The organism is Nonomuraea sp. NPDC050783 (assembly GCF_040802095.1).
GTDB lineage: Bacteria > Actinomycetota > Actinomycetes > Streptosporangiales > Streptosporangiaceae > Nonomuraea.
On record NZ_JBFAHK010000012.1, the window covers coordinates 182,253 to 204,744 of the forward strand.

General features: G+C 72.2%; 21 protein-coding genes and 2 pseudogenes. 7 read left to right on the forward strand and 16 right to left on the reverse strand.

The features are described 5' to 3' along the window. Positions 1 to 67: 67 nt before the first annotated feature. Both AB0H75_RS29525 and AB0H75_RS29530 read right to left on the reverse strand, forming a co-directional pair. A complete protein-coding gene (locus AB0H75_RS29525; RefSeq protein ID WP_367801765.1) occupies positions 68 to 3,193 on the reverse strand; it encodes a choice-of-anchor P family protein in 3,126 nt (1,041 codons plus the stop codon). A gap of 180 nt (positions 3,194 to 3,373) precedes the next feature. Then, the gene (locus tag AB0H75_RS29530) at positions 3,374 to 3,721 is read right to left on the reverse strand and encodes a hypothetical protein (RefSeq protein ID WP_367801767.1); all 348 of its coding nucleotides are present in this window, start codon (positions 3,719 to 3,721) and stop codon (positions 3,374 to 3,376) included. Between the two features lie 388 nt (positions 3,722 to 4,109). Between AB0H75_RS29530 and AB0H75_RS29535 the strand changes: the two genes are divergently transcribed. Continuing rightward, the gene (locus AB0H75_RS29535; RefSeq protein WP_367801769.1) at positions 4,110 to 5,402 is read left to right on the forward strand and encodes a serine hydrolase domain-containing protein; all 1,293 of its coding nucleotides are present in this window, start codon (positions 4,110 to 4,112) and stop codon (positions 5,400 to 5,402) included. Between the two features lie 80 nt (positions 5,403 to 5,482). Here AB0H75_RS29535 and AB0H75_RS29540 read toward each other — a convergent pair whose 3' ends face one another. Next, the gene (locus tag AB0H75_RS29540) at positions 5,483 to 7,015 is read right to left on the reverse strand and encodes an FAD-dependent oxidoreductase (RefSeq protein ID WP_367801771.1); all 1,533 of its coding nucleotides are present in this window, start codon (positions 7,013 to 7,015) and stop codon (positions 5,483 to 5,485) included. Positions 7,016 to 7,134: 119 nt separating this feature from the next. Here AB0H75_RS29540 and AB0H75_RS29545 point away from each other — a divergent pair, with 119 nt between their 5' ends. Then, positions 7,135 to 7,917, forward strand: a complete 783-nt coding sequence (locus AB0H75_RS29545) for a TetR/AcrR family transcriptional regulator (protein WP_367801774.1) — start codon at positions 7,135 to 7,137, stop codon at positions 7,915 to 7,917. A gap of 44 nt (positions 7,918 to 7,961) precedes the next feature. Here the strand turns inward: AB0H75_RS29545 and AB0H75_RS29550 are convergent, their stop codons facing one another. Beyond that, complete coding sequence (locus AB0H75_RS29550) at positions 7,962 to 9,395, reverse strand: MFS transporter (RefSeq protein ID WP_367801776.1); 1,434 nt, start codon at positions 9,393 to 9,395, stop codon at positions 7,962 to 7,964. 898 nt (positions 9,396 to 10,293) lie between these two features. Between AB0H75_RS29550 and AB0H75_RS29555 the strand changes: the two genes are divergently transcribed. Further along, a complete protein-coding gene (locus AB0H75_RS29555) occupies positions 10,294 to 10,560 on the forward strand; it encodes a MerR family transcriptional regulator (RefSeq protein ID WP_367802058.1) in 267 nt (88 codons plus the stop codon). Between the two features lie 84 nt (positions 10,561 to 10,644). On the opposite strand, the gene AB0H75_RS29560 is transcribed toward AB0H75_RS29555, so the two are convergent. The 3 genes and pseudogenes from AB0H75_RS29560 to AB0H75_RS29570 form a co-directional block, all read right to left on the reverse strand. Next, complete coding sequence (locus AB0H75_RS29560) at positions 10,645 to 10,857, reverse strand: hypothetical protein (protein ID WP_367802060.1); 213 nt, start codon at positions 10,855 to 10,857, stop codon at positions 10,645 to 10,647. Positions 10,858 to 10,889: 32 nt separating this feature from the next. Then, positions 10,890 to 11,015: pseudogene (locus AB0H75_RS29565) on the reverse strand (hypothetical protein); the annotation flags it as partial. A gap of 44 nt (positions 11,016 to 11,059) precedes the next feature. Further along, positions 11,060 to 11,224 (reverse strand): annotated as a pseudogene (locus AB0H75_RS29570) (helix-turn-helix domain-containing protein); the annotation flags it as partial. 119 nt (positions 11,225 to 11,343) lie between these two features. On the opposite strand from AB0H75_RS29570, the gene AB0H75_RS29575 reads away from it, so the two are divergent. Further along, the gene (locus tag AB0H75_RS29575; protein WP_367801778.1) at positions 11,344 to 11,772 is read left to right on the forward strand and encodes a hypothetical protein; all 429 of its coding nucleotides are present in this window, start codon (positions 11,344 to 11,346) and stop codon (positions 11,770 to 11,772) included. Between the two features lie 110 nt (positions 11,773 to 11,882). On the opposite strand, the gene AB0H75_RS29580 is transcribed toward AB0H75_RS29575, so the two are convergent. Beyond that, positions 11,883 to 13,124, reverse strand: a complete 1,242-nt coding sequence (locus tag AB0H75_RS29580; RefSeq protein WP_367801780.1) for an RNA polymerase sigma factor — start codon at positions 13,122 to 13,124, stop codon at positions 11,883 to 11,885. Beyond that, positions 13,121 to 13,444: a YciI family protein gene (locus AB0H75_RS29585; RefSeq protein ID WP_367801782.1), complete on the reverse strand. Its 324-nt coding sequence runs from the start codon at positions 13,442 to 13,444 to the stop codon at positions 13,121 to 13,123. Before AB0H75_RS29585 ends, AB0H75_RS29580 begins: the two co-directional genes overlap by 4 nt. Positions 13,445 to 13,892: 448 nt before the next feature. Between AB0H75_RS29585 and AB0H75_RS29590 the strand changes: the two genes are divergently transcribed. Continuing rightward, complete coding sequence (locus tag AB0H75_RS29590; protein ID WP_367801784.1) at positions 13,893 to 14,231, forward strand: beta/gamma crystallin domain-containing protein; 339 nt, start codon at positions 13,893 to 13,895, stop codon at positions 14,229 to 14,231. A gap of 72 nt (positions 14,232 to 14,303) precedes the next feature. Here AB0H75_RS29590 and AB0H75_RS29595 read toward each other — a convergent pair whose 3' ends face one another. The 6 genes from AB0H75_RS29595 to AB0H75_RS29620 all read right to left on the reverse strand — a co-directional run bounded on the left by AB0H75_RS29595 (position 14,304) and on the right by AB0H75_RS29620 (position 20,640). Continuing rightward, positions 14,304 to 14,987 carry a response regulator gene (locus AB0H75_RS29595; RefSeq protein ID WP_367801786.1) on the reverse strand — a complete coding sequence of 228 codons (684 nt, stop codon included), beginning with the start codon at positions 14,985 to 14,987 and terminating at the stop codon, positions 14,304 to 14,306. Further along, positions 14,984 to 16,357 carry a sensor histidine kinase gene (locus AB0H75_RS29600; protein WP_367801787.1) on the reverse strand — a complete coding sequence of 458 codons (1,374 nt, stop codon included), beginning with the start codon at positions 16,355 to 16,357 and terminating at the stop codon, positions 14,984 to 14,986. Before AB0H75_RS29600 ends, AB0H75_RS29595 begins: the two co-directional genes overlap by 4 nt. Next, complete coding sequence (locus tag AB0H75_RS29605) at positions 16,354 to 18,045, reverse strand: carboxylesterase/lipase family protein (RefSeq protein WP_367801789.1); 1,692 nt, start codon at positions 18,043 to 18,045, stop codon at positions 16,354 to 16,356. Before AB0H75_RS29605 ends, AB0H75_RS29600 begins: the two co-directional genes overlap by 4 nt. Before the next feature lie 114 nt (positions 18,046 to 18,159). Next, entirely contained in the window at positions 18,160 to 18,762 is a 603-nt protein-coding gene (locus AB0H75_RS29610) for an isochorismatase family protein (protein ID WP_367801791.1), read from the reverse strand. An 80-nt stretch (positions 18,763 to 18,842) separates the two neighbouring features. Beyond that, complete coding sequence (locus AB0H75_RS29615; RefSeq protein ID WP_367801793.1) at positions 18,843 to 19,817, reverse strand: GlxA family transcriptional regulator; 975 nt, start codon at positions 19,815 to 19,817, stop codon at positions 18,843 to 18,845. Positions 19,818 to 20,088: 271 nt separating this feature from the next. Continuing rightward, a complete protein-coding gene (locus tag AB0H75_RS29620; RefSeq protein ID WP_367801795.1) occupies positions 20,089 to 20,640 on the reverse strand; it encodes a hypothetical protein in 552 nt (183 codons plus the stop codon). Between the two features lie 264 nt (positions 20,641 to 20,904). Between AB0H75_RS29620 and AB0H75_RS29625 the strand changes: the two genes are divergently transcribed. Beyond that, positions 20,905 to 21,465, forward strand: a complete 561-nt coding sequence (locus AB0H75_RS29625; RefSeq protein ID WP_367801797.1) for an RNA polymerase sigma factor — start codon at positions 20,905 to 20,907, stop codon at positions 21,463 to 21,465. Beyond that, positions 21,462 to 22,145, forward strand: a complete 684-nt coding sequence (locus AB0H75_RS29630) for a hypothetical protein (RefSeq protein WP_367801799.1) — start codon at positions 21,462 to 21,464, stop codon at positions 22,143 to 22,145. Before AB0H75_RS29625 ends, AB0H75_RS29630 begins: the two co-directional genes overlap by 4 nt. Positions 22,146 to 22,171: 26 nt before the next feature. Here AB0H75_RS29630 and AB0H75_RS29635 read toward each other — a convergent pair whose 3' ends face one another. Continuing rightward, entirely contained in the window at positions 22,172 to 22,462 is a 291-nt protein-coding gene (locus tag AB0H75_RS29635; protein WP_367801800.1) for a hypothetical protein, read from the reverse strand. Positions 22,463 to 22,492 lie beyond the last annotated feature (30 nt).

Consider the following 22,492-nt stretch of genomic DNA (forward strand, 5'->3'; position numbering starts at 1 on the left):
GTCGCCGTGGACGCGTGAACTCCGGCCCCGCGCGGCGGCGGGGCCGGAGCTCACGTCTCGCGGATGGTCAGGGACAGTTGTGGACGTCGCTCCTCGCCGACGACACCACGACGTCGGCGACGCCGGGGGCGGTGATGTGCATGGCGTTGACCTGCATCCCGGCCGACGCTCCCGGCACCGGGGCCTGCTCGTTCAAGGTGATGGTCAGGACCCCGGCGCGGATGACGGTGTTGGGGGCGATCGTGCCGGCCGCCTGGGACACGCCGCCGACCGTGAGCGTCCCGAGGGTGACCGAGCCGGTCGAGCCGGCCGTGTAGGGGCCGATGTGGCAGGTGCTGGTGGACGTGGCGCGCACCTCGGTGGCCCGGATGACCGGCAGGCCCGGCAGGCCCACCGTGACCGCGCCCGTCGCGGCCTGGCCGGTCGACACGCCGTGGCCGGTCTCCACGCCCGCCGTCAGGCCGGTGGCGCCGGCCAGCAGCAGGTCGACCGAGGCCGCCGTCTTCTGCCTGGTCGAGGCGGCGGCCGTGGAGACCTCGCCGGTGTCGGACACGATGGTCTGCGCGAGCAGCGCCGGCTTCAGCGACAGCGCGTACGAGCGGCCGGTGTAGTAGAGCAGTTTCGCGGTACCGGCGGCGTCGGAGGGCAGGTAGCAGCCGTCGGCGGCGAAGGCGGCCGTCAGCGGGACGCTGGTGGCCGTGGCGGGCTGGGCCACGCTCGTGATCACGCACTGCGCGACGCCGTCGGCGCCGGTGACCGCCGTGCACGACTGGGCCGTCGCGCCACTGCCGAGCGTCAAGGTGACCGTACGGTTCCTGACGGGGTTGCCCTTGGCGTCGGTGAGGGTGGCGCGCAGGGTGGCGGGCGCGTCGTTGGCGACGTTGGCCGGGCCGTTGATCGCCAGGTCGGTCCTCACCAGCACGGTGGTGTCGGCCTCGGCGGTGTCGTTGCCGGGGTTGGGGTCGGGTCCGGCGAGGTTGTCGACGACCGCCGTGGCGGTGATCGTGCAGCCGTCGCCCGTGTGGACGACGTCGCCGGGGACCTGCGCCTTGATGGTGAACGTCTTGGACGCGTTCCAGGTCAGCTCGTCCAGGACGCAGTGCACCTTCTGGCCGGTGCGGTCGCAGGGGATGCTGCTGCCCGCGTAGGTCACCTCGGCGGGCAGGGTGACGTCCACCTGGGGCGAGCTGGCCGGGTTGGGGCCGTGGTCGGTGGCGGTGACCGTCCAGGTGAGGGTCTGGCCGCCGCGTACGGGGTCGGGGCTGCCGGTGATGGTCACGCCGAGGTCGGTGGTGTTGAGGTCGGTCCAGCTCTGGTCCAGCTCCTCCCGGGTCGGCAGGTTCGGCTCGTCCAGCGGCTGGGGGTCGGGGGGCGTCTCGTCGCTCGCCTGGCGCGGCAGGCCGCGGAACCCGGCGTACGGGATGGAGACCGCGACCTTCGCCCAGTCGTCGAAGCCACGCAGCGTGTCGGTGCTCGAGGTGTTCTTCGCGCAGTCGCTGGGCCGGCCGTCGGGGCCGGCGGTGTTGACGTTGACGGCCGGGACGACCGGGTTCTGCACGTTCGGGCCGTCGCCGCTCCAGTCGGGGGCGCGGTCGAGGTCCTCGGTGACCTTGCGGCCCTGGACTCCTGGCGTGCCCGGCAACTGGTCACGCCCGTTGACGAACACGAAGCGGTTGCGCGGGTCGGTGGGGTCGAGCGCGGCGCCCTCGTTGAGCGCCGTCTCGACGAGCTGCCCGGGCACCTTGCCGCGGCCGGTGCCGTTGAGCGCGGTGCGCGGCGGCGAGTAGTCGAGGATGCGGCCGCCGCCGACCCGCGGGATGCCGCCCTGCAGGTCGTAGTTGAGGACGCTGACGTAGTTGGGCTTGCAGTTGGCGATCTCGAACCCGCCGTGCTCCAGGCCGAGCAGGTGGCCCAGCTCGTGCAGCAACGTGCCGCCGTCGTGGTTGTACTCGACGAAGGACCGGTTGTCGGTGCTCGCCTGCCCGCCGCTGGCACAACTGCCGGCCTTCGAGGTGCTGATCGCGTAGCGGAAGACGCCCCGCCGTACGGCCGCGAAGTTGGCGGTGTTGCGGGCCGCGGTCCGGAACGTGCCGTCGATGCCGCAGTTGTTCAGCGCGGGGACGGCGCCGCCGCCGCCGAGGTTGTCACCCACGAGGCAGGTCCGGTCGCCGGTGTCGGTGGCCGCGCACCGGGTGCCCGACGGGTCCTCGGCGCTGCCGTCCAGGTACGTGCAGTCGCCGTCGGCGCCGTCGATCCAGCCGTCGGCGCCGTTGTCGATGCCGTCCGCGCACGTGCCGGTCGCCGCGCCCTTGCGCGCGGTCGTGTCGACGAGCGGCCCTGTGTCCACCCACAGATGGATGCCGTCGGTCCCGTCCGGGTTCGTCACCGGGGCCGCGTTCATGGCGGCCTTCATGGCGAGGATGTCGGCCTTGGTCGGCTGCTGCCCCAGGGTGTAGTCGAGTTCGAGGAAGATGTCCTTGTGGCGCGGGTCGGCGCCGAACGCCGGCAGGTCGAGCGCCATCGAGCCGTCGGGGTTGCGGATCCCGTTGAGCTCGGCCAGGTCGCTCAGCCCGTCGCCGTCGCTGTCGCTGCTGCTGGTGACCTCGGAGGAGACGGTGAAGCCGATCCGGGTCGCGGCGCCGTCGTTGACGTCGGGGAAGTCGGCGTCGCCGTCGCCGGTGGCGCAGCTCTGGCCCTTCGGGACCGTGCCGCGCAGGCACGGGACGCCCCAGGTGAGGTCGTCGGAGGAGGTCCACCGGTCGGTGAGGACGTCGTAGGTGAGGTCGACGTCCACGTTGCGGTCCTTGGGGCTGATGTCCACGTGGTCGTCGCCGCCGTTGGCGCCGCTGTCGTAGTCCCAGATCTGGATCACGACGGGGACGGTGGTGTTGCCGCCCGACAGGGTCACGTCCTTGGAGAAGACCCAGCCGTTCGGGGCCTCCGGGGTGCCCTTCGGCTCGAACTCGTCGTCCTCGATGCGCGGGCTGCGCGGGAAGGTCTCGCCGGCGATGCTGACGACCGTGTAGAAGTCACCGGTTCCGTCCGGGCTCTCGATCTGCTTGAGGTAGTCCACGCTCACGGTGACCTTCACACCGGTGTCCGCGCCGGCCGGGGGGCTCAACGCCACCATCGACGTGAGGAGGACCGCCGTGACGGCGGTCACCGCCGTCCAGCGCCGTCGTCGTAAGAGCATCTTCCCGGCCTTCCGCGCGGGAAGGAGCGATCGCCACATGACAGGTCTCCCATCGGGACGGCTGAACGTGGCCTCAGCATCCGGTGTCCTGATGAATGAGCACATGAGTACCCACATACTCAGATTTGCTGATTCGCGGTCAGCCGTCCGTCCGGAACCCTCCCGCGCGAGGGCGGCGCGTCACGAGCGCATCTGCACCTTCATGGCGCCGTTGACGCACTCGGTGTAGTAGTTGGGGCCGGACGGGCGCTCGCCGCACATCCAGTCCTTGCCGTCCACGTAGACGGTCACGGTGCTGCTGCCGGCCGCCGCCCAGGCGTTGGCGACGTTCTGCGCGACGGCGCACGTCTCGGGGTGGGGCTCGTTGTCCAGCTGGACCACCGCGAAGACGTCGCCCCCGGGACCGGGACCGCAGTTGATCTCGTCCGCGCGGTACGAGGCGGCCGATCCGGCGCCGGCCGGGCCTCCGACGGCGATGAGGGCCGCTGCCAGCACGGCAGCCGGCGATGTGCTCTTGATGATTCGCATGAACGACCCCTAGATGTCCGGTTTCGTTCTGACGTGTTCATGGTCTCCCGGCAGGCCGTCCGGCCGGGCCAACCGCGCGGCACGGCTGCCCCAACATCGGCTTGCGCCACCCACGGGAGCGGCGATCCAAACCCAAGGGGTTCCCAAGGGCGGGCACCTTCCGGCCGCGGCGGGGCGCCCGCTCCGGCCGGGGAACCAGCGCGAGGAAGCGCTACTTCCCGCGATGTAGTCGCGCGGAGCCCCTGCTCCCCCGGTGCCGGTCCGAGGCGTCTTCCGAGGCAGGACGACTTGTGACCGGCCAGCGGGCCACGATGTCCGGCAGGTGCACGATCAGCGGCCGGCGGCACGAGCGCGGCGGCCGGCCCTGGACGACGAAAGGACGGACGGGATGAGGATCCGGCTGGTGGCATGGGCGAGCGTGGCCGTGCTGGGTGTCGGCGCGGGCACGGTGACGGCGGTACCCGCGTCCGGCGGGACGGCGGGCAGGGCGGTGGTCGGGACGGCGGGCGGGACTGCGGGCGCCACGGACGCGGTGACCGGGGTCGATCCCGCGCGGCTGAAGTCCGCCATGGACGAGGTCCACCGCGCGGGCATGCCCGGGGTGTTCGCCGAGGTGCGCTCCGGGGGCCGGGTCTGGCGGGGCGCCTCCGGGGTGGCCGATCTGAGGACCGGCCGCCCCGTCACGCCCGGCATGCTGCAACGCGTCGGCAGCCTCGCGAAGACGTTCGTCGCCGCCGCCGTCCTGCAACAGGTCGAGAAGGGACGGGTCGAGCTCGACGCGCCGATCGGGCGCTACCTGCCGCGCCTGGTGCCGGGCGAACGCGGCAGGAGGATCACGGTCCGGATGTTGCTCAACCACACCAGCGGCATATCCGAGTACCTGGGCTCCGCGTTCCCGTCCCTCCAGAAGTTCCCCTCCCTGCCCGACATGTCGCCCAAAAGCCTGGACGACAACCGGTTCAGGCGGTTCACCCCGGCCGAGCTGATCGAGATGGGACTCAAGGCCCCCGCCGTCGGCAGGCCCGGAGCCTCGCCGGGGGTGTACGCCAACACCAACTACCTGATCCTCGGCGAGCTCCTGGAGAAGGTGACCGGCACCGCCGCCGAGACGTACATCACCCGGAACGTCATCGAACGCGCCGGCCTGCGGCACACCGCGTTCCCGGCGGGAGCGCGCCTCAAGGGACCGCATCCCCGGATGTACGAGGCGTTCTTCGGCCTGGTCGACCCCCCGCGCGACTACAGCGTCTACGACATGTCGTGGACGGGGATCGGGGCCTCGCTGGTGTCGACCGTGGAGGATCTCAACCGCTTCTACGCCAAGCTGCTCGACGGCACGATCGTCAAGCCGTCGTCGCTGGCCCGGATGCGGCGTACCGGCCCGGTCATCAGCCAGTCCGGGCAGCGGATCTCCTACGGCCTCGGCCTGCACGTGCTCAGGATCCCCGGCTGCGGCACCTTCTGGGGCCACGACGGGACGGTCTGGGGCGCCCAGACGGAGTCCTGGATCCGCGCCGACGGCCGGCGCCAGGTCTCCGTCGCGATGAACCTCGCGAGGTGGAACAGGATCGGCCCCTCGGGCGAGCCGCAGCGCCACCCCATCGATGAGGCACTGTCCGCCTTCAAGCGGCAGGCGCTGTGCGGCGGCGGCGCGGGCGCCCCTGCCGGGAACGCCTCGTAGGAGAGGAGGGCCGCGAAGGTGAGGGTGCCGCAGAACTCGACGCCGCCCGCCACCACCGCCTTCCCCCTTGCGGCGCCCTGTCAGAGGGCCGGATCGCCGAACCAGCGGGTCGCGGCGCCACGGAACGCCTCCGGGTCGGGGTCGTGGTCGCCGGTCCAGGCGACGATGCCGTCGGGCCGGATCAGCAGGGCGCCGAAGCCGAGGTCGTCGCTCACCGGCCCGGCCGCGTAGCGGATCCGGCCTTTCCAGCCCGTCGCCGCGTCGTGCAGGCGCCGGCCGGTGGTGAAGTCGAGCGCGACGCCGTGCCCTTCGCGCAGCAGGTCGCCGAGGCGGGTGCCGTCGGCGAGGCGGAAGTCCGGGGCGGTACGGCCGACGAGCGGCTGGTCGCTGCCCAGGTCGTAGCGGTGGAACAGCCCCGAGGTGCTGCGGAAGACGTGGGTGGTCCCGTCGCGGGTGCCGAGCAGGTCGCGGACCAGCCGTCGCAGGGCCGGGGCGTTGGGGCCGGGGTTCATGGTCGCGACCTGGGCGCGCGACCAGTCGAGGATCGCCGCGCCGACGGGGTGGCGTTCGGCGGTGTAGGTGTCGAGCAGGCCCTCCGGCGCGGTGCCGCGGATGGTGGCGGCGAGTTTCCAGCCGAGGTTCACGGCGTCGCCGATGCCGAGGTTGAGGCCCTGGCCGCCGAGCGGGGAGTGGATGTGGGCGGCGTCGCCGGCGAGCAGGACGCGGCCGTTCCGGTAGGTCGTGGCCTGCATCGCGCGGTCGGTGAAGCTGGAGGCGAGGTGGACGTCGGTGAGCGTCGTGTCGGTGCCGGAGACCCGGCGCAGGACCGTCTGAAGGTGCTCGCGCGTCAGCGGCCGGGAGCGGTCGAACGCGCCGCCGTCGAAGTCCATCATGCCCAGGTGCCCCTCGAAGGGCGTCCGCAGGTACATGCCCGCCGGTGTCAGGTTGAAGCCCGGCTTCAGCTTCCGCGCATCGGCGAAGGTGACGTGGGCGACGTAGCCGGTGAAGAGCGGTTCGGTGCCGACGAAGCCGAAGCCCGCCAGCGCGCGCACCGCGCTGCGCCCGCCGTCGCACCCCACGAGCCAGCGCGCCCGGTGGTCGTGCCCGCCGGCCCGCGTGACGACGGTGTCGCCGTCCTGGGTCACGGCCTCGACGGGAACGCCCCGCAGGATCCGTACGCCGAGCCTGGCCGCCCGCCCTGCCAGCACCTTCCCGACCGCGTCGAGGCTGGTCACGATGCCCTCCATCGCCGGGCCCGGCAGCCGGAACGGGAGCGCGGCGGTGTCGACGGCGGCCGGGTCGAGCTGCATGCCTGCGAAGTGGCTCACCCCGCGAGGAGCCGGCGGCTCGTGCGCGGCGGGGTCCGCGCCGATCCGCGCCCCGTCGGCGCCTGACGCCTCCAGCAGCTCTTCCAGCATCCCGCGGCGGTAGAACGTCTCGACCGATCCGGCGTTCAGGCCCCGCATCCCCAGCGGGAGCGCCTTCCACGGCGAGGTCTCCTCCTGCTCCCGCTCCAGCACCAGGACCGAGCAGCCCGCCAGCGCGAGCTCGCCGGCCAGGAACAGGCCCACCGGGCCGGCTCCCGCGATCACCACGTCGTACACGTCGTACACGTCGAGCCTCCTCGATCACGGCCGCCCGGCGAGACCCGGGCGGCTTGTGGAGCAACGCTCCAACTCTGGAACGGTACTCCATTGTGGATCGATGCTCCAAACCTGCCAGAATGACCCGCATGGCCACACGGACACGCCGGTCGGAGCGACGCAGGCAGGTGCTCACCCGGGAGCGCATCATCGAGACCGCCGTCGAGCTGCTGGACACGACGGGCGCGGACGCCCTGACGGTCCGGGCGCTGACCAGCCGCCTGGCCACCGGTCCCGGCGCGATCTACTGGCACATCGGCAACATGAGCGAGCTGCTGGAAGCCGCGACCGACGCCGTCGTCGCCACCGCCCTGGCCCCACGTTCCGCCGAGCCCGCGGAGCCCGCCGGAGCCGGCGAGGCCGCGGCCACGCCCCAGGACGAGATCCGCGCCGCCGCGCTCGGCCTGTTCGACGCGGTCACCCGGCACCCGTGGCTCGCCGCCCAGCTCGCGGTCCAGTTCACCCGCAACCCCTGGGGGCCGGTGACGTTGCGGATCTTCGAGAGCATCGGCCGGCCGGTCCGCGCGCTGGGCGTGCCGCGGTCCGAGTGGTTCGCCGTGGCCTCGACGCTGGTCCACTACCTTCTCGGCGCCACCACCCAGACCTCCCAGAACGCCGCCCCCCTCTCCGCGGCGGACCGCGCCGCGTTCCTCGACACCGCCTCCAGGGCGTGGCAGGAGCTCGACCCCGACGACTACCCGTTCGTACGGGCGATCGCGGAGCAGATGCGCGGGCACGACGACCGCGAACAGTTCCTCACCGGCGTCGATCTCGTCCTCACCGGCATCACCACCCTCCACCCGCCCACCGCGCCGGGCTCCCCCGCCCCCGCGCCGGAACGGCTCGCGCAGAAAGGCCGGCCGGCGAGGTGAGAGAACCTCGCCGACCGGCCATCCCCGCCACGTCAGGCGGGCGCTCACTCCTGGGGCTCTGACGGCGCCTTGCGGGGCATCAGGGCGACGACGGGAAGGCTGAGGGCCGTGACGGCCAGGACGACGACGAGGCTCACCTTCATCGCGTGGGCCGGTCCGGAGGTCGCGGCCTGGAAGAAGACCGAGGTGACCGCGGCCGAGCCGATCGCCGAGGCGAGCTGCTGGATGGAGCTGAAGGAGCCGCTGGCGCTGCCGGCTTCCGCAGGGCTCGCGTCGCCGAGAGCGACGGTCGGGATCGTGGCGAAGCTGAGGCCGATGCCGACGCCGATGACGAAGAACGCCGGGGCCGGCGCCCAGAGGCTGATGTCCGTACCGGAGTGGACGACGAGGCCCAGCATCCAGCCGCAACCGGCCAGCACGACGGTGAGGCCGATGAAGATCAGCCGGCGGCCGAGCTTGACGATCAGGCCGCCCATGGCGGCGAACCCGGCGGCGACGAACCCCAGGGTGAGCGGCAGCAGGCCGAGCGAGGTCTCGCGCGGCCCGGCGTGCAGCCCCTCCTGCAGGAACAGCGACAGCACGAAGAGCAGGCCACCGCCGGCGGCGACGGCGACCAGGCACACGAGCAGCCCGGAGGTGAAACTCCGGTTCTTCATGAGCGAGGGCATGATGAGCGGGTGGGCCGCGGTGCGCTGGCGGTGGGCGAAGGCGGCGAAGAACAGGACACCGACGACCATCGAGACGATCGGGACGACGCCCCAGCCGTTGGTCGAGCCCTCGATCAGGCCGTACAGCAGCCCGAGCATGGTGACCCCGAGCAGGCCGGAGGCCCGGACGTCCACGACGGTGGACCGGTCGGCGTCGTCGTCACGCGGCAGGATCCTGACGGCCATGATCAGCCCGACGACGCCCAGGACGATGTTGACGAGGAAGATCGGGCGCCAGGACAGACCGAACAGGTCGGCGCTGATGAGGAAACCGGCCAGGACCGGGCCGCCGACGCTGGAGAGCCCGAGAACCGGACCGAACAGCCCGAACGCCTTGGCCAGCATGTCCCGGTCGAACGCCTTCGTCATGATCGCCATGCCCTGCGGGATGAGCAGCGCCCCGAACGCTCCCTGAGCGATCCGGGCGCCGATCAGCAGGGCCGGGTCAGGCGAGAACCCCGCGACCGCCGAGGCCAGGGTGAACCCGCCCATGCCGACCAGGAAGAGCCGGCGCTGGCCGAACTTGTCCCCCAGCCGCCCGCCGACCACGAGCAGGACTCCCATGGCGAGCAGGTACGCCGGCCCCAGCCACTTGATCAGGCTCTCGCCGCCGTGCAGGTCGCGGGCGATGGTGGGGGCGGCGATGTTCGTCACGGTCGCGTCGATCACGTCGAGGGCGTCGGCGAGCAGCACCAGCCCCAGGATCGCCCACATCGGCCGGCTGGAGCGGGGTGTGGCGACGGTGCCCGGCTCCGTCAAGGTGGTGGTCATGAGGAACGTCCTTCTCTATTCCGTGGGGACGCCCCTCTCGGGCGGCCTCTCACCCTCACCACGAACGTCCCCGGCCCGATCCGACACCTCCGGCGGAAAAATCTCGGCGAGATCTTCCGGCGCGTGCGCCGCCGGCGGAACACGACCCATCCGCGGACGAGCAGGAGCCCGGCCGCGCGGCCGGGCCAGGCCAGGGCGTGCGGGTCGTGACGAATGGCGCCCGGTGTCGTCCAGCCGCGTCTCCCCTCTCACGCCCCGCCGAAGGCTGCCGTACCCGAAGCCGAAAATCTGTAGTCGCGGTGGTAGACATTCCTGAGCGTGGGTGCTATGTTTTCTGACATCGCAAGAAACGGATCTACCGGGCAGCGAAAGTAGTTCCTGCATCACGACGAACTGCCCGCAGCACGATGAAGTCAGAGGTTGACGGCAGAAGGTCGGACGTGACGGGCCAGCGCAGTAGGTAGGGGCCCTGACCGTGGACGCGCTGCCGAAGATGAAGTTGGCAAGTGGTCCGGAAGAGAAAGAAGAGGAAGGGAGTATTGACGCCATCGGGATCGCCCGTTGCCGGCTGAAGGTGCGCCGCTCGGGTACCGCAGTTCCACGGGATTGGTAGGTGGTCTACGGTCACGCATCCGCGATCCGCGCATCACCGCCGCTCAGTACGGCGGAGGCGCACAACAGGAAGCCGGCCGGACGGCCGGTAGATGGTGTTGAACTCTTTCGGGGCCCCGGCGCGACAGGCGCCGGGGCCCCTGTACGCGTGGCGAGAAGGGAATGTATGGATCAACGCCGTTCGGCTGCCGAGGGTGACACGCTGGCTCCCGGCAGAATCACGGAACCGACGGCCGAACGCACGGCCGAGGACCGGTTCGACGACGAGGACTACCCCGCCTACAGCATGGGCGCGGCCGCCGAGATGCTCGGCGTCACCCCCACGTTCCTGCGGGCCCTGGGCGCCGCCCATCTGATCGAGCCGAAACGCTCCAGCGGCGGCCACCGCCGCTACTCCCGCTACCAGTTGCGCCTGGCCGCGCGGGCCCGAGAGCTCGTCGATCAGGGCACTCCCGTGGAAGCCGCCTGCCGGATCATCATCCTGGAGGACCAGCTCGCCGAGGCGCTGCGGATCAACGCCGCGTACGAACGCGAGCGCGCCGCCAGTGCCTAGCGGCGCACACCGCACCCTGCGGTCTGGTCTCCGACCGCGCTGACCAGGCCACACCGCCTCCCACCAGCCGGCGGCGGTGGTCAGTCAGAGCCGGAGTGAGCGGGTGCCCAAGGCGATGGCGAGGGCCAGGCGGTCGGCGTCCTCGGTGCCTGGCTCGGCGGTGTAGACGGTGATGCGGAGGTCGTCCAGGGCGACGAACAGCGTGTCGCAGTCGAGGGTGATCGGGCCGACCGCCGGGTGGTTGATGGTCTTTGTCGGGACGTGTCGGTCGAGGGCGGCGGCGTACCGGCATCCCAGAGTTCGGCGAAGCGCGGGCTGCTGGAGGTCAGGTCGGTGATCAAGCGTCGCAGGGTGCGGTCGGCGGGGTAGCGCGAGGCCGTCAAACGCAGGTCGGCCACGAGCCGGGCTTCGTGTTCGGCCTGCTCCTGCGGGGTGTGCGCGACGGCACGAGGTCCGGGCCGGGTGCGGCGTGCCCCGCCAGCCGGTGGAGCAGGTCGCGTTCGGCGTCGGACAAGCGCAGCGCCCGGGCCAGCGGCTCCACGACCTGCGCCGACGGCGCGGTCGCGCGCCCCTGTTCGAGGCGGGTCAGGTAGTCGGCCGAGATGCCGGCGAGCGCGGCCAGCTCCTCGCGGCGCAACCCGTCGGCCCGGCGCAGGTCGGCCACCCCGGCGCGGTTACGTCACCACCGACTGAACAGATCACCGGAACCAAGCGCCGACTCAACGGATCCTCAACCTGCCCTCGTTCATGCTCCGTTCATCGACGGATGCGAAGGAGCGGGAGATGACGCGGAGATGGATGGTCGCCGGAGTGGCGGCCGGACTGCTGATGAGTGCTGCGCCCGCGGAGGCGCAGGCTGCCGCGGGTCCCATCAACTACACGTGCGGGCCGGGCATCAACGCGCACAACGGCATCGAAGTGGCCACCACCCAGCGAAGCAACGGAGCCTTCGCGGCTCTGGTCAAGTCAACCAACAGGCCGTACAAGGGGCAGAACGTCTTCTGGGTCCACGGCGGGCAACTTCACAAAGGCGACCGGATCTCGCTCGACTGGGGCGACGGTTACGGCCACGGCTACCACGCCTGCCAGGACAAGGCCAAGGGAGGGGGCGCCCACACCCGCGGCGTGAACCAGCCGAGCGGCCGCTGGTTCCGCGCCTGCCTGAAGTCCAGCAACCGCTGGACGTGCACCAAGTGGTTCGGCATCGCCTGACGACGCACATCACGGCCGGCCGAGGAGAACGTCGGCACCGTTGCCCGGTGAGCGCGCCGGGTGCCGGGTGCCGGGTGCCAGGTGCCGGGTGCCGGGTGCCGGGTGCGGTTCTACTTCAGTTGGTCGCGGCGGCGGGTGAGGAAGGCGGTCTCGCCGGTGTTGCCGGCCAGCTCGATGGCGCGGTCGTAGGCCGCGCGTGCCTGCCGGCCGTGGCCCAGCCGGCGTAGCAGGTCGGCGCGGGTGGCGTGGTAGGCGTGGTAGGCGGCCAGCGGCTCGGCGAGGCGGTCGACGATGGCCAGCGCCACCTGGGGCCCGTCGAGCTCGGCCACGGCGACGGCCCGGTTGAGCGCGACGATCGGCGAGGGGTCGAGGCGGGCGAGCTGGTCGTAGAGGGCGAGGATCTGGGACCAGTCGGTGTCGCGGACGTCGCGGGCGGAGGTGTGCACCGCGTTGATCGCCGCCAGGATCTGGTAGCGGCCCGGAGCCACCCCGGCGGCGGCCGCGGCCAGGCGCTCGCGTACCAGCCGATGGCCTTCGGCGATCAGCTCCGCGTCCCAGGCGCCGCGGTCCTGCTCGGGCAGGGGGACCAGCTCGCCGCCGGCCGAGAGCCTGGCGGGGCGGCGGGCCTCGGTGAGCAGCATCAGCGCCAGCAGACCGGCCACCTCTCCGTCCTGCGGCAGGAGCGCGCGGATCAGGCGGGTGAGCCGGATCGCCTCGCTGGTCAGGTCGTGCCGTACCGGATCGGTGCCGGGGCCGCTGGCCAGGTAGCCCTCGTTGAAGACGAGGAACAGCACGGCCAGGACGCCGGAGACGCGTGCCGGCAGATCGTCGGCGGACGGCATCCGGTAGGGGATGCGAGCCGCCTTGATCTTGGCCTTCGCGCGGGTGATGCGCTGCTCCATGGTGGTCCCCCGCACCAGGAAGGCGCGGGCGATCTCGGGCACGGTCAGGCCGCCGGCCATGCGCAGCGTCAGCGCCACGCGCGCTTCCATCGCCAGTGCCGGATGACAGCAGGTGAAGATCAGCCGGAGCCGGTCGTCGTCGATGACGCCCAGCTGCTCGGGTGGGGTGTCGTCGTGCAGCATCTGCGCCTCTTGGTGCTTGCCGTCGCGTTTGTTCTCGCGCCGGATCCGGTCGATGGCCTTGCGGTTGGCGGTGGTGGTCAGCCACGCGCCCGGGTTGGGGGGCACGCCGTCGGCCGGCCACCGCTCCACGGCGGTCGCGAACGCCTCGGCCGCCGCCTCCTCCGCGATGTCCAGATCGCCGAAGCGCCTGGTCAGTGCGGCCACCACCCGCGCCCACTCCTCGCGGTGCGCCCGGGTGACCGCCTCGTCGACGTCGATCCTGTTCATTGGAACGGACGCACCTCGATCCTCCGGTCACAGGCCCTCGACCCCTCGGCGGCCAGCTTGAGCGCCACGTCGAGGTCGGGGGCCTCGATGATCCAGAAGCCGGTGAGGTACTCCTTGGACTCCAGGAAGTGCCCGTCGGTGATCAGCGCCTCCCCGCCCCGGTTGTCGATGACGGTGGCGGTGTCGGGCGAGGCGAGGCCGCCGGCGAAGACCCAGTGGCCCTCCGTCCGGAGCCGGTCGTTGAACGCGTCGATCGCGGCGTGCTCGTCCGGGGTGGCGAGGCCGGCCTGGTCGTGGATCACGGAAATCAGGTACCGCATGTGGAGATCATCTCCTGTGGTGTCAAGACGCTGTGGTCGATCGGGCAGGTGTTCCGGCGGGCGCATGTCGTGGGCACCCGGCCGGACCGTTGACCTGGATCGTCGCGACCTCCGTCCCTCCTCGGTGCCACCCCTCGCGAGCGGCCTCACTTCTGCTACGAACGCGACCGCCCCGATCCGACACCGCCACCGGATTTCTTCTCGGGGGCGGACACCGAACGGCACGGGCGAAATCCGGGCTCTTTTGCTTTTGATGAGGATCGGTCCCGCCTCCGGGAACCGCAACACGAACCGTGGCAGAAATGCCATGACAGTTGGCAGTAAAAGAACTGTCAACTCCACGTAAACTCGCACAGTCTTGAGGAGTCAGCGGCGCGCCTGATCGCGTCCGGCAGCCCCAGGCTGGATGCCGGTCATGCGTGCCACGATTCCATCGAATGGAGCTCGCATGTTGAAGCGCTCGGCGATCCTCGCCTCCACCGCGGCCGCGGCGGCTTTCGGGTTCATGGGCCTCACCGCCACCCCGGCCCAGGCCATCGACAACGTCACCTGCAGGGACGGCGCCGGCTACACGGAAATCTTCAACGAGAAGCGCCACTGCTTCGCCAATGCCGGCCGCGCGGACGTCTGGATCACCAACGTCTACGAAATCAGGGCCAACAACAACAACATCACCATCTGGTACAGGTACGGCACGGGCGGAATTGCGCAGACGCAGCTCAACAAGAACCAGAACTGGACGAACATCAACCCTCGTATCACCGTCGAGGACATCCAGATTCACTGAACAATAAGGGCGTAAGCCCTTGAATACCGTTTATCAGGTGTGTGTCTCATTCCGGCACACACCTGATGAACGTCAGCGCGGCACGATGTCGCCGGTGCCCTTCCCCGCCGGTGGTTCGGGGCCGGCCTGGTGGGCGAGGAGGCCCGCCTGGGTCCGGTTGGCCAGGCCGAGCTTGTCCAGCAGGCGCGAGACGTAGCTCTTGACCGTGGTCTCCGACAGGAACAGGCGGGCCGCGATCTCGCCGTTGGTCAGCCCCTCGCCGAGGCAGCCGAGCACGTCGCGCTCGCGCTCGCTCAGCGCGTCGATCCTGGCTCGGGCGGCCCGGCGGGCGTCGTCCGTGCTCGCCGAGCGGGCGACGAGGTGGCGGGCCGCCGAAGGTGACAGCACGGTGTGCCCCTGGGCCGCGACCTTGACCAGGTCGAGCAGGTCCTCCGGCGGCGTGGACTTCACCAGGAAGCCGCTCGCTCCCGCCTCCAGCGCTCTGAGGACGTGGACGTCGGAGTCGAACGTGGTCAGCGCGACGATCGCCGGTGCGGTGCTCGACGCGGCGATCTCGGCGGTCGCCGTGATGCCGTCCACGCCCGGCATCCTGATGTCCATCAGCACGACGTCGGGGGCCGTGCGCACCACCGCCTCCACCGCCTCCGCCCCGTCCTCGGCCTCGGCGACCACCTCGATCTCGCCCGCGGAGGCGAGGATCGCCTTGAGGTGGCGGCGGACCATGGGATCGTCGTCGGCCACGAGCACCTTGATCATGCCGTCTCCCGTCCACGCCGCTGCCCGTCAGGGACATCCTGCCCAACGGCGGCGTCCTGCCCGGCCCGTACGGGGACAGTGGCGGGAACGGCGGCGGGGAGGGTGGCGACGACGCGGAAACCCCCGTCCGGGGCGGGGGCGGCGGTGAAGGTGCCGCCCAGCAGGGTGACGCGGCGCCGCAGCCCGTCGAGGCCCAGGCCCGACCCGCTCGCCGCCAGGTCGAGGCCCAGGCCCGGCCCGCTCGCCGCCGGCCCGGAGGCGGCCTCGGGCGCCGCGTTGCCGACGGAGACGGTCAGGGCGCGGGGGCCGTGAGCGAGCTCGACCTCCACCCGCGCGCCGGGCGCGTGCTTGCGCGCGTTGGTGAGCGCTTCCTGCAACACCCGGTACGCGGCCCGCGCGATCGCCGGGGTCACCGCCGCCGGCCGGCCGGTCACGCGCAGGGTGGTCGGGTTGCCCGACGCGACGGCCCCGTCCACCAGGGCGTCGAGGTCGGCGGGCAGCAGCATGACAGGGGCGGGCTCGCGGGATCCCGGGGACTCCGGGGACTCCGGGGGGTCGTCGTGGCCGCGGCGCAGGATGCCGATCAGGTCGCGCAGCTCCGCGAGCGTACGGGCGCCCGCCTCGCGGATGTGCTCGGCGGCGGACCGGACGGCGCCGTCGGCGGTGGAGACCTTCAGCGCGCCGGCGGCCAGGACGATCTCCGTGACGTGATGGGTGACGATGTCGTGCATCTCCCCCGCCAGCCGCTGCCGCTCGGCCGCCCTGGCCCGCTCGGCCAGCAACCGCTGCTCCCGCTCGGCGCTCTCCGCCCGCTCGGCCAGCAGCCGGCGCTCCCGTTCGGCGCTCTCCGCCCGGTCCCGCAACGAGCTCACCAGCTCGCGGCGGGCGCGGGCGTACAGGCCGAGCGCGGCGGGCAGGACCGTCGTGGTGAGACCGGCGTAGACCGCCTCCCAGCCCGGCGTCCACGGCCGGATCGCGGACAGGGCCAGCACCGCCACGTACGCCAGCGCCTCGCGCCTCGGCAGCCGGTGGACCGCGAACCACACGATCACCGGCGTGCTCGGCGGCGCGGTCACCGGCGTGGCCTGCTCGTACGGGGTGAACGTCCCCGGGGCCAGGGTGTCCCCCACCGCGGCCACCGCCGTCACCGCGCACGCCACCAGCGCCACCGCCCGGGGGAAGCGGCCGGCGAAGGGCAGGCAGGCGTCCGCGACCAGGCTCAGCACCAGGCCGGCGGCCGGGCCGAGAGCGCCGCTGGTGCGCTGCACGTTCCGGTAGAGGGCCAGGTCGAGCAGCACGAACGCGACCATGGCGAGAACCAGGAGGGTCTGCGTCCTCCTGGCCTCGTTCGCCTGGGACGGGTCGGTCATGGTCGGCCGAACAGGTCACATCGGGGCGCGGGCGTGGTGGCGGTGCCGCCCGGCCGCTCGGTGATCAGCCGAGCCACCGGCTCGCCGCCCCGCCAGCGCGGCCAGGCCGTGCCGCCCGAAGCCGGCGTGCCGGTGCGCGCGAACGTGGTCCAGGCGGTCACCATCTCGCGGGCCACCGCACGCTGGGCCGCCGTGAGCGGGACGGGCCGGCCGTCCAGGTCGATCGGCTTGTCCTTGACGTCGAACAGGTACGCCAGCTCCGAGGCGTGCCCCGCCCCGGCGGGGAACCCGGGCACGGTGGGGACGAACGGCGGCGCGGTGTCGTCGCCGAAGACGTACGCGTACACCCTGGTGCGCCTCGCGAGGGCGTCCTGGGCGGCGGCGTGCGGGCAGGAGAAGATCGCGTCCGTGTACGGTGCCGCCCACGCCTCGTGCGCGGTGCCGTACCGGTCGCGGGGGTAGCGGCGGGCGACCTCCTCCGCCCGGTCGCCGAAGCCCTGGCGGAGCAGGCCGGGCAGGCGGGCGTCGGTGATCGGCGCGCCGAGCAGGCTCATCACCCCGGCCATCATCAGGGCCTCCTTCGCGGTACGGCCCGACAGCACCGGCACCCGGGCGACGTCCCCGTCGCGCAGCGCCTGGCCCGGAGCGACGGGCAGGGTGGGGCCGCCGTAGGAGGCGGCGGCGAAGTAACCGGTCAGGGTCAGCAGCTCGCGGACCGGCTTGGCGCGCAGGCACTCCAGCGCCCCGGCGTCCTCACGGCAGCCTACCTGCCGGGCGGCCGCCCGGGTGGCGGCGTAGGTCTCCTCCAGCGGCCGCCAGAACGGCAGCCTCGGCGTGCCCGGGGCGACCGTGTTCGGCAGCAGGACCGTGTCGCACGCGCCGCTCTGCATGATCGCCTTGTGGAACAGGCCGCGGCTGGCGGGCGAGGTGAGGTGGCCGCAGGTCGCCACGCCGCCGCCCGACTCGCCGAACAACGTCACGTTCCCGGCGTCGCCCCCGAAGGCCGCCGCGTTCCGCCGCACCCAGCGCAGTGCCGCCTGCTGGTCCTGCAACCCGAACGTGCCCCCGCCGGGCATCCCGGGCATGGCCAGGTAGCCGAACACGCCGAGCCGGAACTCCACGGTGACCACCACGACGTCACCCTGGACGGCCAGGCGGCGCGGGTCGTGGTCGGCGCCCCGGCCGGCGTTGAACCCGCCGCCGTGCAGCCACGCCATCACGGGCCGCGGCTCGCGGCCCGCCTCCTTGGGCACGGTCACGTCGAGCGTGAGGCAGTCCTCGGCCTCGCTGCTCTCCTTCGGGTTGTCGCTCGCCTGCGGGCACGCCGGGCCGGACGCCGTCGCGGGCAGGACGCCCGGCCAGGCGGCGACGGGCCTGGGCGGCCGCCAGCGCAGCGCACCGACCGGCGGCTGGGCATACCGAACGCCCCGAAATCTCACGACATTTCCATCTTCAACACCCCGAACTCGCCCCCCATCAAGCCTCACCACAGGCCCGCCCCGACCACCGCCCGGGGCACTGCTGGGGGCACTGCTGGGGGCACTGCCCGGGGCGCTGCTCGAAGTGCCGGGCGCCGTGGCCCCACCGGGAGCCCCCCGGCCGTCCCCCGCGGCCCGGCCCGCGTCACACCCCTGCCCGAGCAGGAGCGCGAGCACTGCCAGGACGACTCCACCTCGTGATACATCCATGACCAGCACGCTAGGAAGAACCGCCCGCCCCCCGGTACGGCCGCGGGTTGCGTCCGGCCGACCGAAGGTTGACAGTGGCCGGGCGGGGTCGTCCTCGGCCGGGACGGGTCCGGCTCAGGCGGGTAGGTCGGTGACCTTGGGGGCGATGCGGCCGAACAGGTCGCCGATCGTGGTCAGGGCGGCGGCGTGCAGGGCCTGGGCCGGGATCGGCGTGCCGTCAGGTCCCGCCAGCGGCCGGGTCGCGCACGCCTCCGCCACCACCGTGGGCCGGTAGCCGCGGTTGAACGCCCCCTGGGCCGTGAACTGGACGCACATGTGCGTCATGAACCCCGCCAGCACCAGCTCCGGCCCGGCCGCCGACCGGCGCAGCACCTCCAGCAGCTCGGTCTCGTGGAAGGAGTTCGGGAAGCCCTTCACCACGACCGGCTCGCCGTCCACGGGCGCGACGCGCTTGTCGATCTGCCCGATCTCGACGCGGATGTCGTACGGGCTGCCCTCTCCGCCGTCGTTCACCACGTGCACGACGCGGGCGCCGGCGGCCCGGGCACGCTCCAGGAGGCGGGCGGCGGCGTCCAGGGCGGTGTCGGCGTCCGGGAGGGCCATGACGCCGGTGCGGTAGGTGTTCTGGAAGTCGATCAGGATCAGGGTGGCCTCCGACAGCCGCGGCAGGTCGCCGTCCAGGCCGATCACGTCACGCAGGGTAGTCGAAACGGTCATCACAGCTCTCCTCTTCACTTCTTGGACATGGTTGCTTCCGGGCATGGCGGATCGCCGCCGGGCCCGAGGGGGGAACAGGATCAGGCGGCGGTGCGGAACCGTCGCCGGTAGGCGGCCGGGGTGGTGCCGAGCCGGCGCCTGAACGCGCGGTGCAGGGTCTCCACCGAGCCCAGCCCGGACGCGGCGGCCACCCGCTCCAGCGGCTCGTCGCCGCCCTCCAGCAGCCGCCGGGCCGCCTCCACCCGCGCCGCCTCGACGTAGGCGGCCACGGTCGAGCCGGTCTCCTTGCGGAACACCCGCGAGAAGTGCCGCTCGCTGAGGCGCATCCGCGCGGCGAGCGCCGCGGCCGACAGGTCGGCGGTCAGGTTGGCGGTGATCCACGCCCGCAGCTCGTCGATGTCGCGGCGCTCGGCGGGAGCCTGCCACAGCGGGACGCTGAACTGGCTCTGCCCGCCCTGCCGCTTGAGGTACATCACCAGCTGCCGGGCGACCGCCAGGGCCGGCCGCTCGCCGTGGTCCTCGGCGACCAGGGCGAGCGCGAGGTCCATGCACGCGCTGATGCCGGCGCCCGTCCACACCTTCCCGGACCGGACGTAGATCGGATCCGGATCCACGATCACGTCGGGATGGTCGGCGGCCAGCCGGTCGGCGGTGGCCCAGTGCGTGGTCGCGGTACGTCCCGACAGCAGCCCGGCCGCGGCCAGCAGGTGCGCTCCCACGCACACGGAGGCGACCCGCCGGGCGTGCCTGGAGGTCGTCCCGATCCACTCGACCAGGGCCGGGTCGATCACCGGCGCGCCGTCGCGGTCCACCGCGCCGGGCACCACCAGGGTGTCCACCCGCTCGCCGACCTCGTCGAAGGTCAGGTCGGTGGCGAGGCGGACCCCGGCGCTGGTCCGCACCTGGCCGCCGTCCCGGCCGGCCAGCAGCACCTCGTAAGGCGTCCGGCCGGGCATCTCCCGGTTCGCCACCGCGAACACCTCCGCGGGCCCCGTGACGTCGAGGAGATCGACGTCGGGGAACACGGCGATGACAACACGGTGCGGAGCGGGCATGTCTCTATTGTCGCGAATCGCAGCGGCGTCCGCCATGACGAGGTTCTGTCACATCCGGACGGCGCCCGGCGGCGCTCCCAGGAACGGCAGCAGGCGTTCGGCCTCCTCGGCGCGGGTGACCGAGATGGCGGCCCGGGTGCCCAGCCGCCCCATGTCCCCGTCCGGGGGTGGTGGATCAGCGGGGTTCGCAGCTCCACCTCTCCGGCCAGGACCTTGCCGTCCCAGCCGGGGTGGGGCGCAGGGCCGGGAGCCGGGCCGCACCTGTCGTGACTCAGAGGGGCAGGACTTCCAGCGAGCCCGGACCGGCGACCCGCCGCACGCCGCTGGTGAGGCACACGACGGGATCGACGGTCAGGCGGGCGCTGGTCAGCTGGAGGGTGCTGCCCGCGAAGTCACCGGAGGTGATGGTGGCGAGCACGATGCCGACGGTCTCGCCGACCGGCCGCTGGCTGATGGTGATGCCGCCGCTGAAGGACGAGGTGCCGGTGTGCTGGCCGGCCGCGTTCTCCCACTTCACGGTGCCGGTGGCGTTGGTGATCGGCGCGTTGACGGTGCAGCTGATCAGCCCTGTCGCGGTGGCGCTGTACTCGGCGAAGGCGTGGTCCGGATCGATGATCTGGTTCACGCAGGGGCCGAAGGTGCCGGACACCTTCACCGTGTTGGTGGCCGGCAGCACCGTCAGGCCGGGATCGATGGTCTGCTCGACGTAGCCGGGGCAGGCGACCAGCGCCAGGGGGTCGGCGGAGGCGGGGGTGGCGGCGCCGGTGAGCACACCTGCGACGGCCAGGATCGTGGCGATCGTGAGGATCTTGCAGCGGGACATGGTGCTCCCTGGGATCATCCCCGGGGGCGATTGAGGACCCTCGGCACCGGTTCCTGTTCCCGGCTCCTGCCCTCGGGGGAGCCCACATTACCTACCGCGCCCAGTTCGCCACAGAGAGTAGAAGTATGACCCTGTAGCCAGCAAATATAACGGAATGTTCCATATTGGTTACGCATGGCGGCGTGCAGGTCGGGTGCCGGGCTTCATAACGCTTTCGCCGGTACCGACCAAGAAGGGGTGTCATCGACGAAGGGAGCATTGCCGGTGCGTCTCAGACTGCCGGACATCGCGACGGACCCGGACGCCTTCGAGGCGTTCTACCGGCGTCACGTCGACGGGATCAGCTCGTTCCTCGCCCGCCGGGTCGAGGATCCGCACACGGTCGCCGACCTGGTGGCGGAGGTCTTCGTCGCGGTGCTCGACTCGGCTCACACCTACCGGCCCGGACGCGGCAGCGAGATCGCCTGGCTGTACGGCGTGGCCCGCAACACCCTCTCGGCCGAGCGGCGGCGGGCGTTCAAGGAGACGCGGCTGGCCGGCCGCGTGGGCGGCAGGAGGCCGCTGGACGCCGACGACCTCGCCGAGCTCGAAGAGCGGATCGACGCGGAGGCCACGGCCAGGCGGGCCTTCCAGGCCATGAGCGGCCTGCCGGACGGTGACCGGGCGATGCTCGAACTGGTCGTCATCGACCAGCTCACGATCGCCGAGGCCGCCGAGGCCCTGGGCATCCGCCAGGGCGCCGCCAGGGCCAGGCTGCACCGCGCCCGCCGCACCCTGCGGAACGTGCCGGGGATCGCCCCCTTCGTCATAGGAGGAACGAGATGAGTTTCAAGGAGCATGTGCTGATGGAGATCAGGACCGAGATCGTGGCCAGGAACGACGCCCGGCGACGACGTGTCCGGCGGCACCTGATGACCGCGGCGGCGGCCACCGGGGTCGCGGTGGCCGCGGCCGTCGCGGTGCCGGTGCTGACCGGCGGGGGGAGCCCGGCCTACGCCGTCACCGAGAACGGTGACGGCACGATCACCCTGGAGATCAAGGAGTTCAGGGATCCCGGCAAGGTGGAGCAGGACCTGCGCGAGCTCGGCGTGACCGCCGACGTCTCCTACCTCAGGCCCGGCACGCGGTGCGCCCCTCGCCGGGGCCGGAGCGACTCCGGCCCGTCGTTCTCCGAGCAGGAGATCCGGAGCAAGGACCCCGCGGTGCGGAAGAGGGTACGGGAGGCGATCGAGAAGGCGCGGGACGGCAAGGCCGTCAAGCCGGCCGGCGGCGGCCGGGTCCGTATCGATCCCCGGCACATCAGGGAAGGGGAGACGGCCGTCATGGAGTTCACCGAGAACACCGACCGGACCTCGGGGCCGGAGAAGCCAGGAGTGGTGTGGTCGTTCGCCGGTTACCTCGTCACCGGTCCGGTCAAGCCCTGCACGGTGGTCCCCGACCCGAGCTGGAGCGTGATGCCGGACCCGGCCACGAACCCCGAGGCGTACCCGCCGCCGGGAAGCTGAGCCGCGCGTGCCCGCGTCCGGGGCCGTCAGGACTGGATCTGGACGCAGTCCGTCGCCCACAGTCTCCGCGTGGCCGTGTTGGTGATCTGCGCGGTGTGGCAGTAGTGGTGCGCCATCCCCGCGAAGATCGTCACGTTCGTGCTGCCCGAGCCGTTACATCCATAGGCCTGCAAGTCGTAGTTCATCCCGACGGGCGGGAAGGTCTGCGCGCCCAGCAGGCACACCCAGTCGTAGTCCTGGGCGTGCGCCGGCGTCGCCAGGGTGCAGGCCGCCAGCAGCACGCCGCAGGAGGTGGCGGCGAAGCGTTTGAAGGACATGGCTCGACCGTAGAGCCGCGGTCCGGGCCC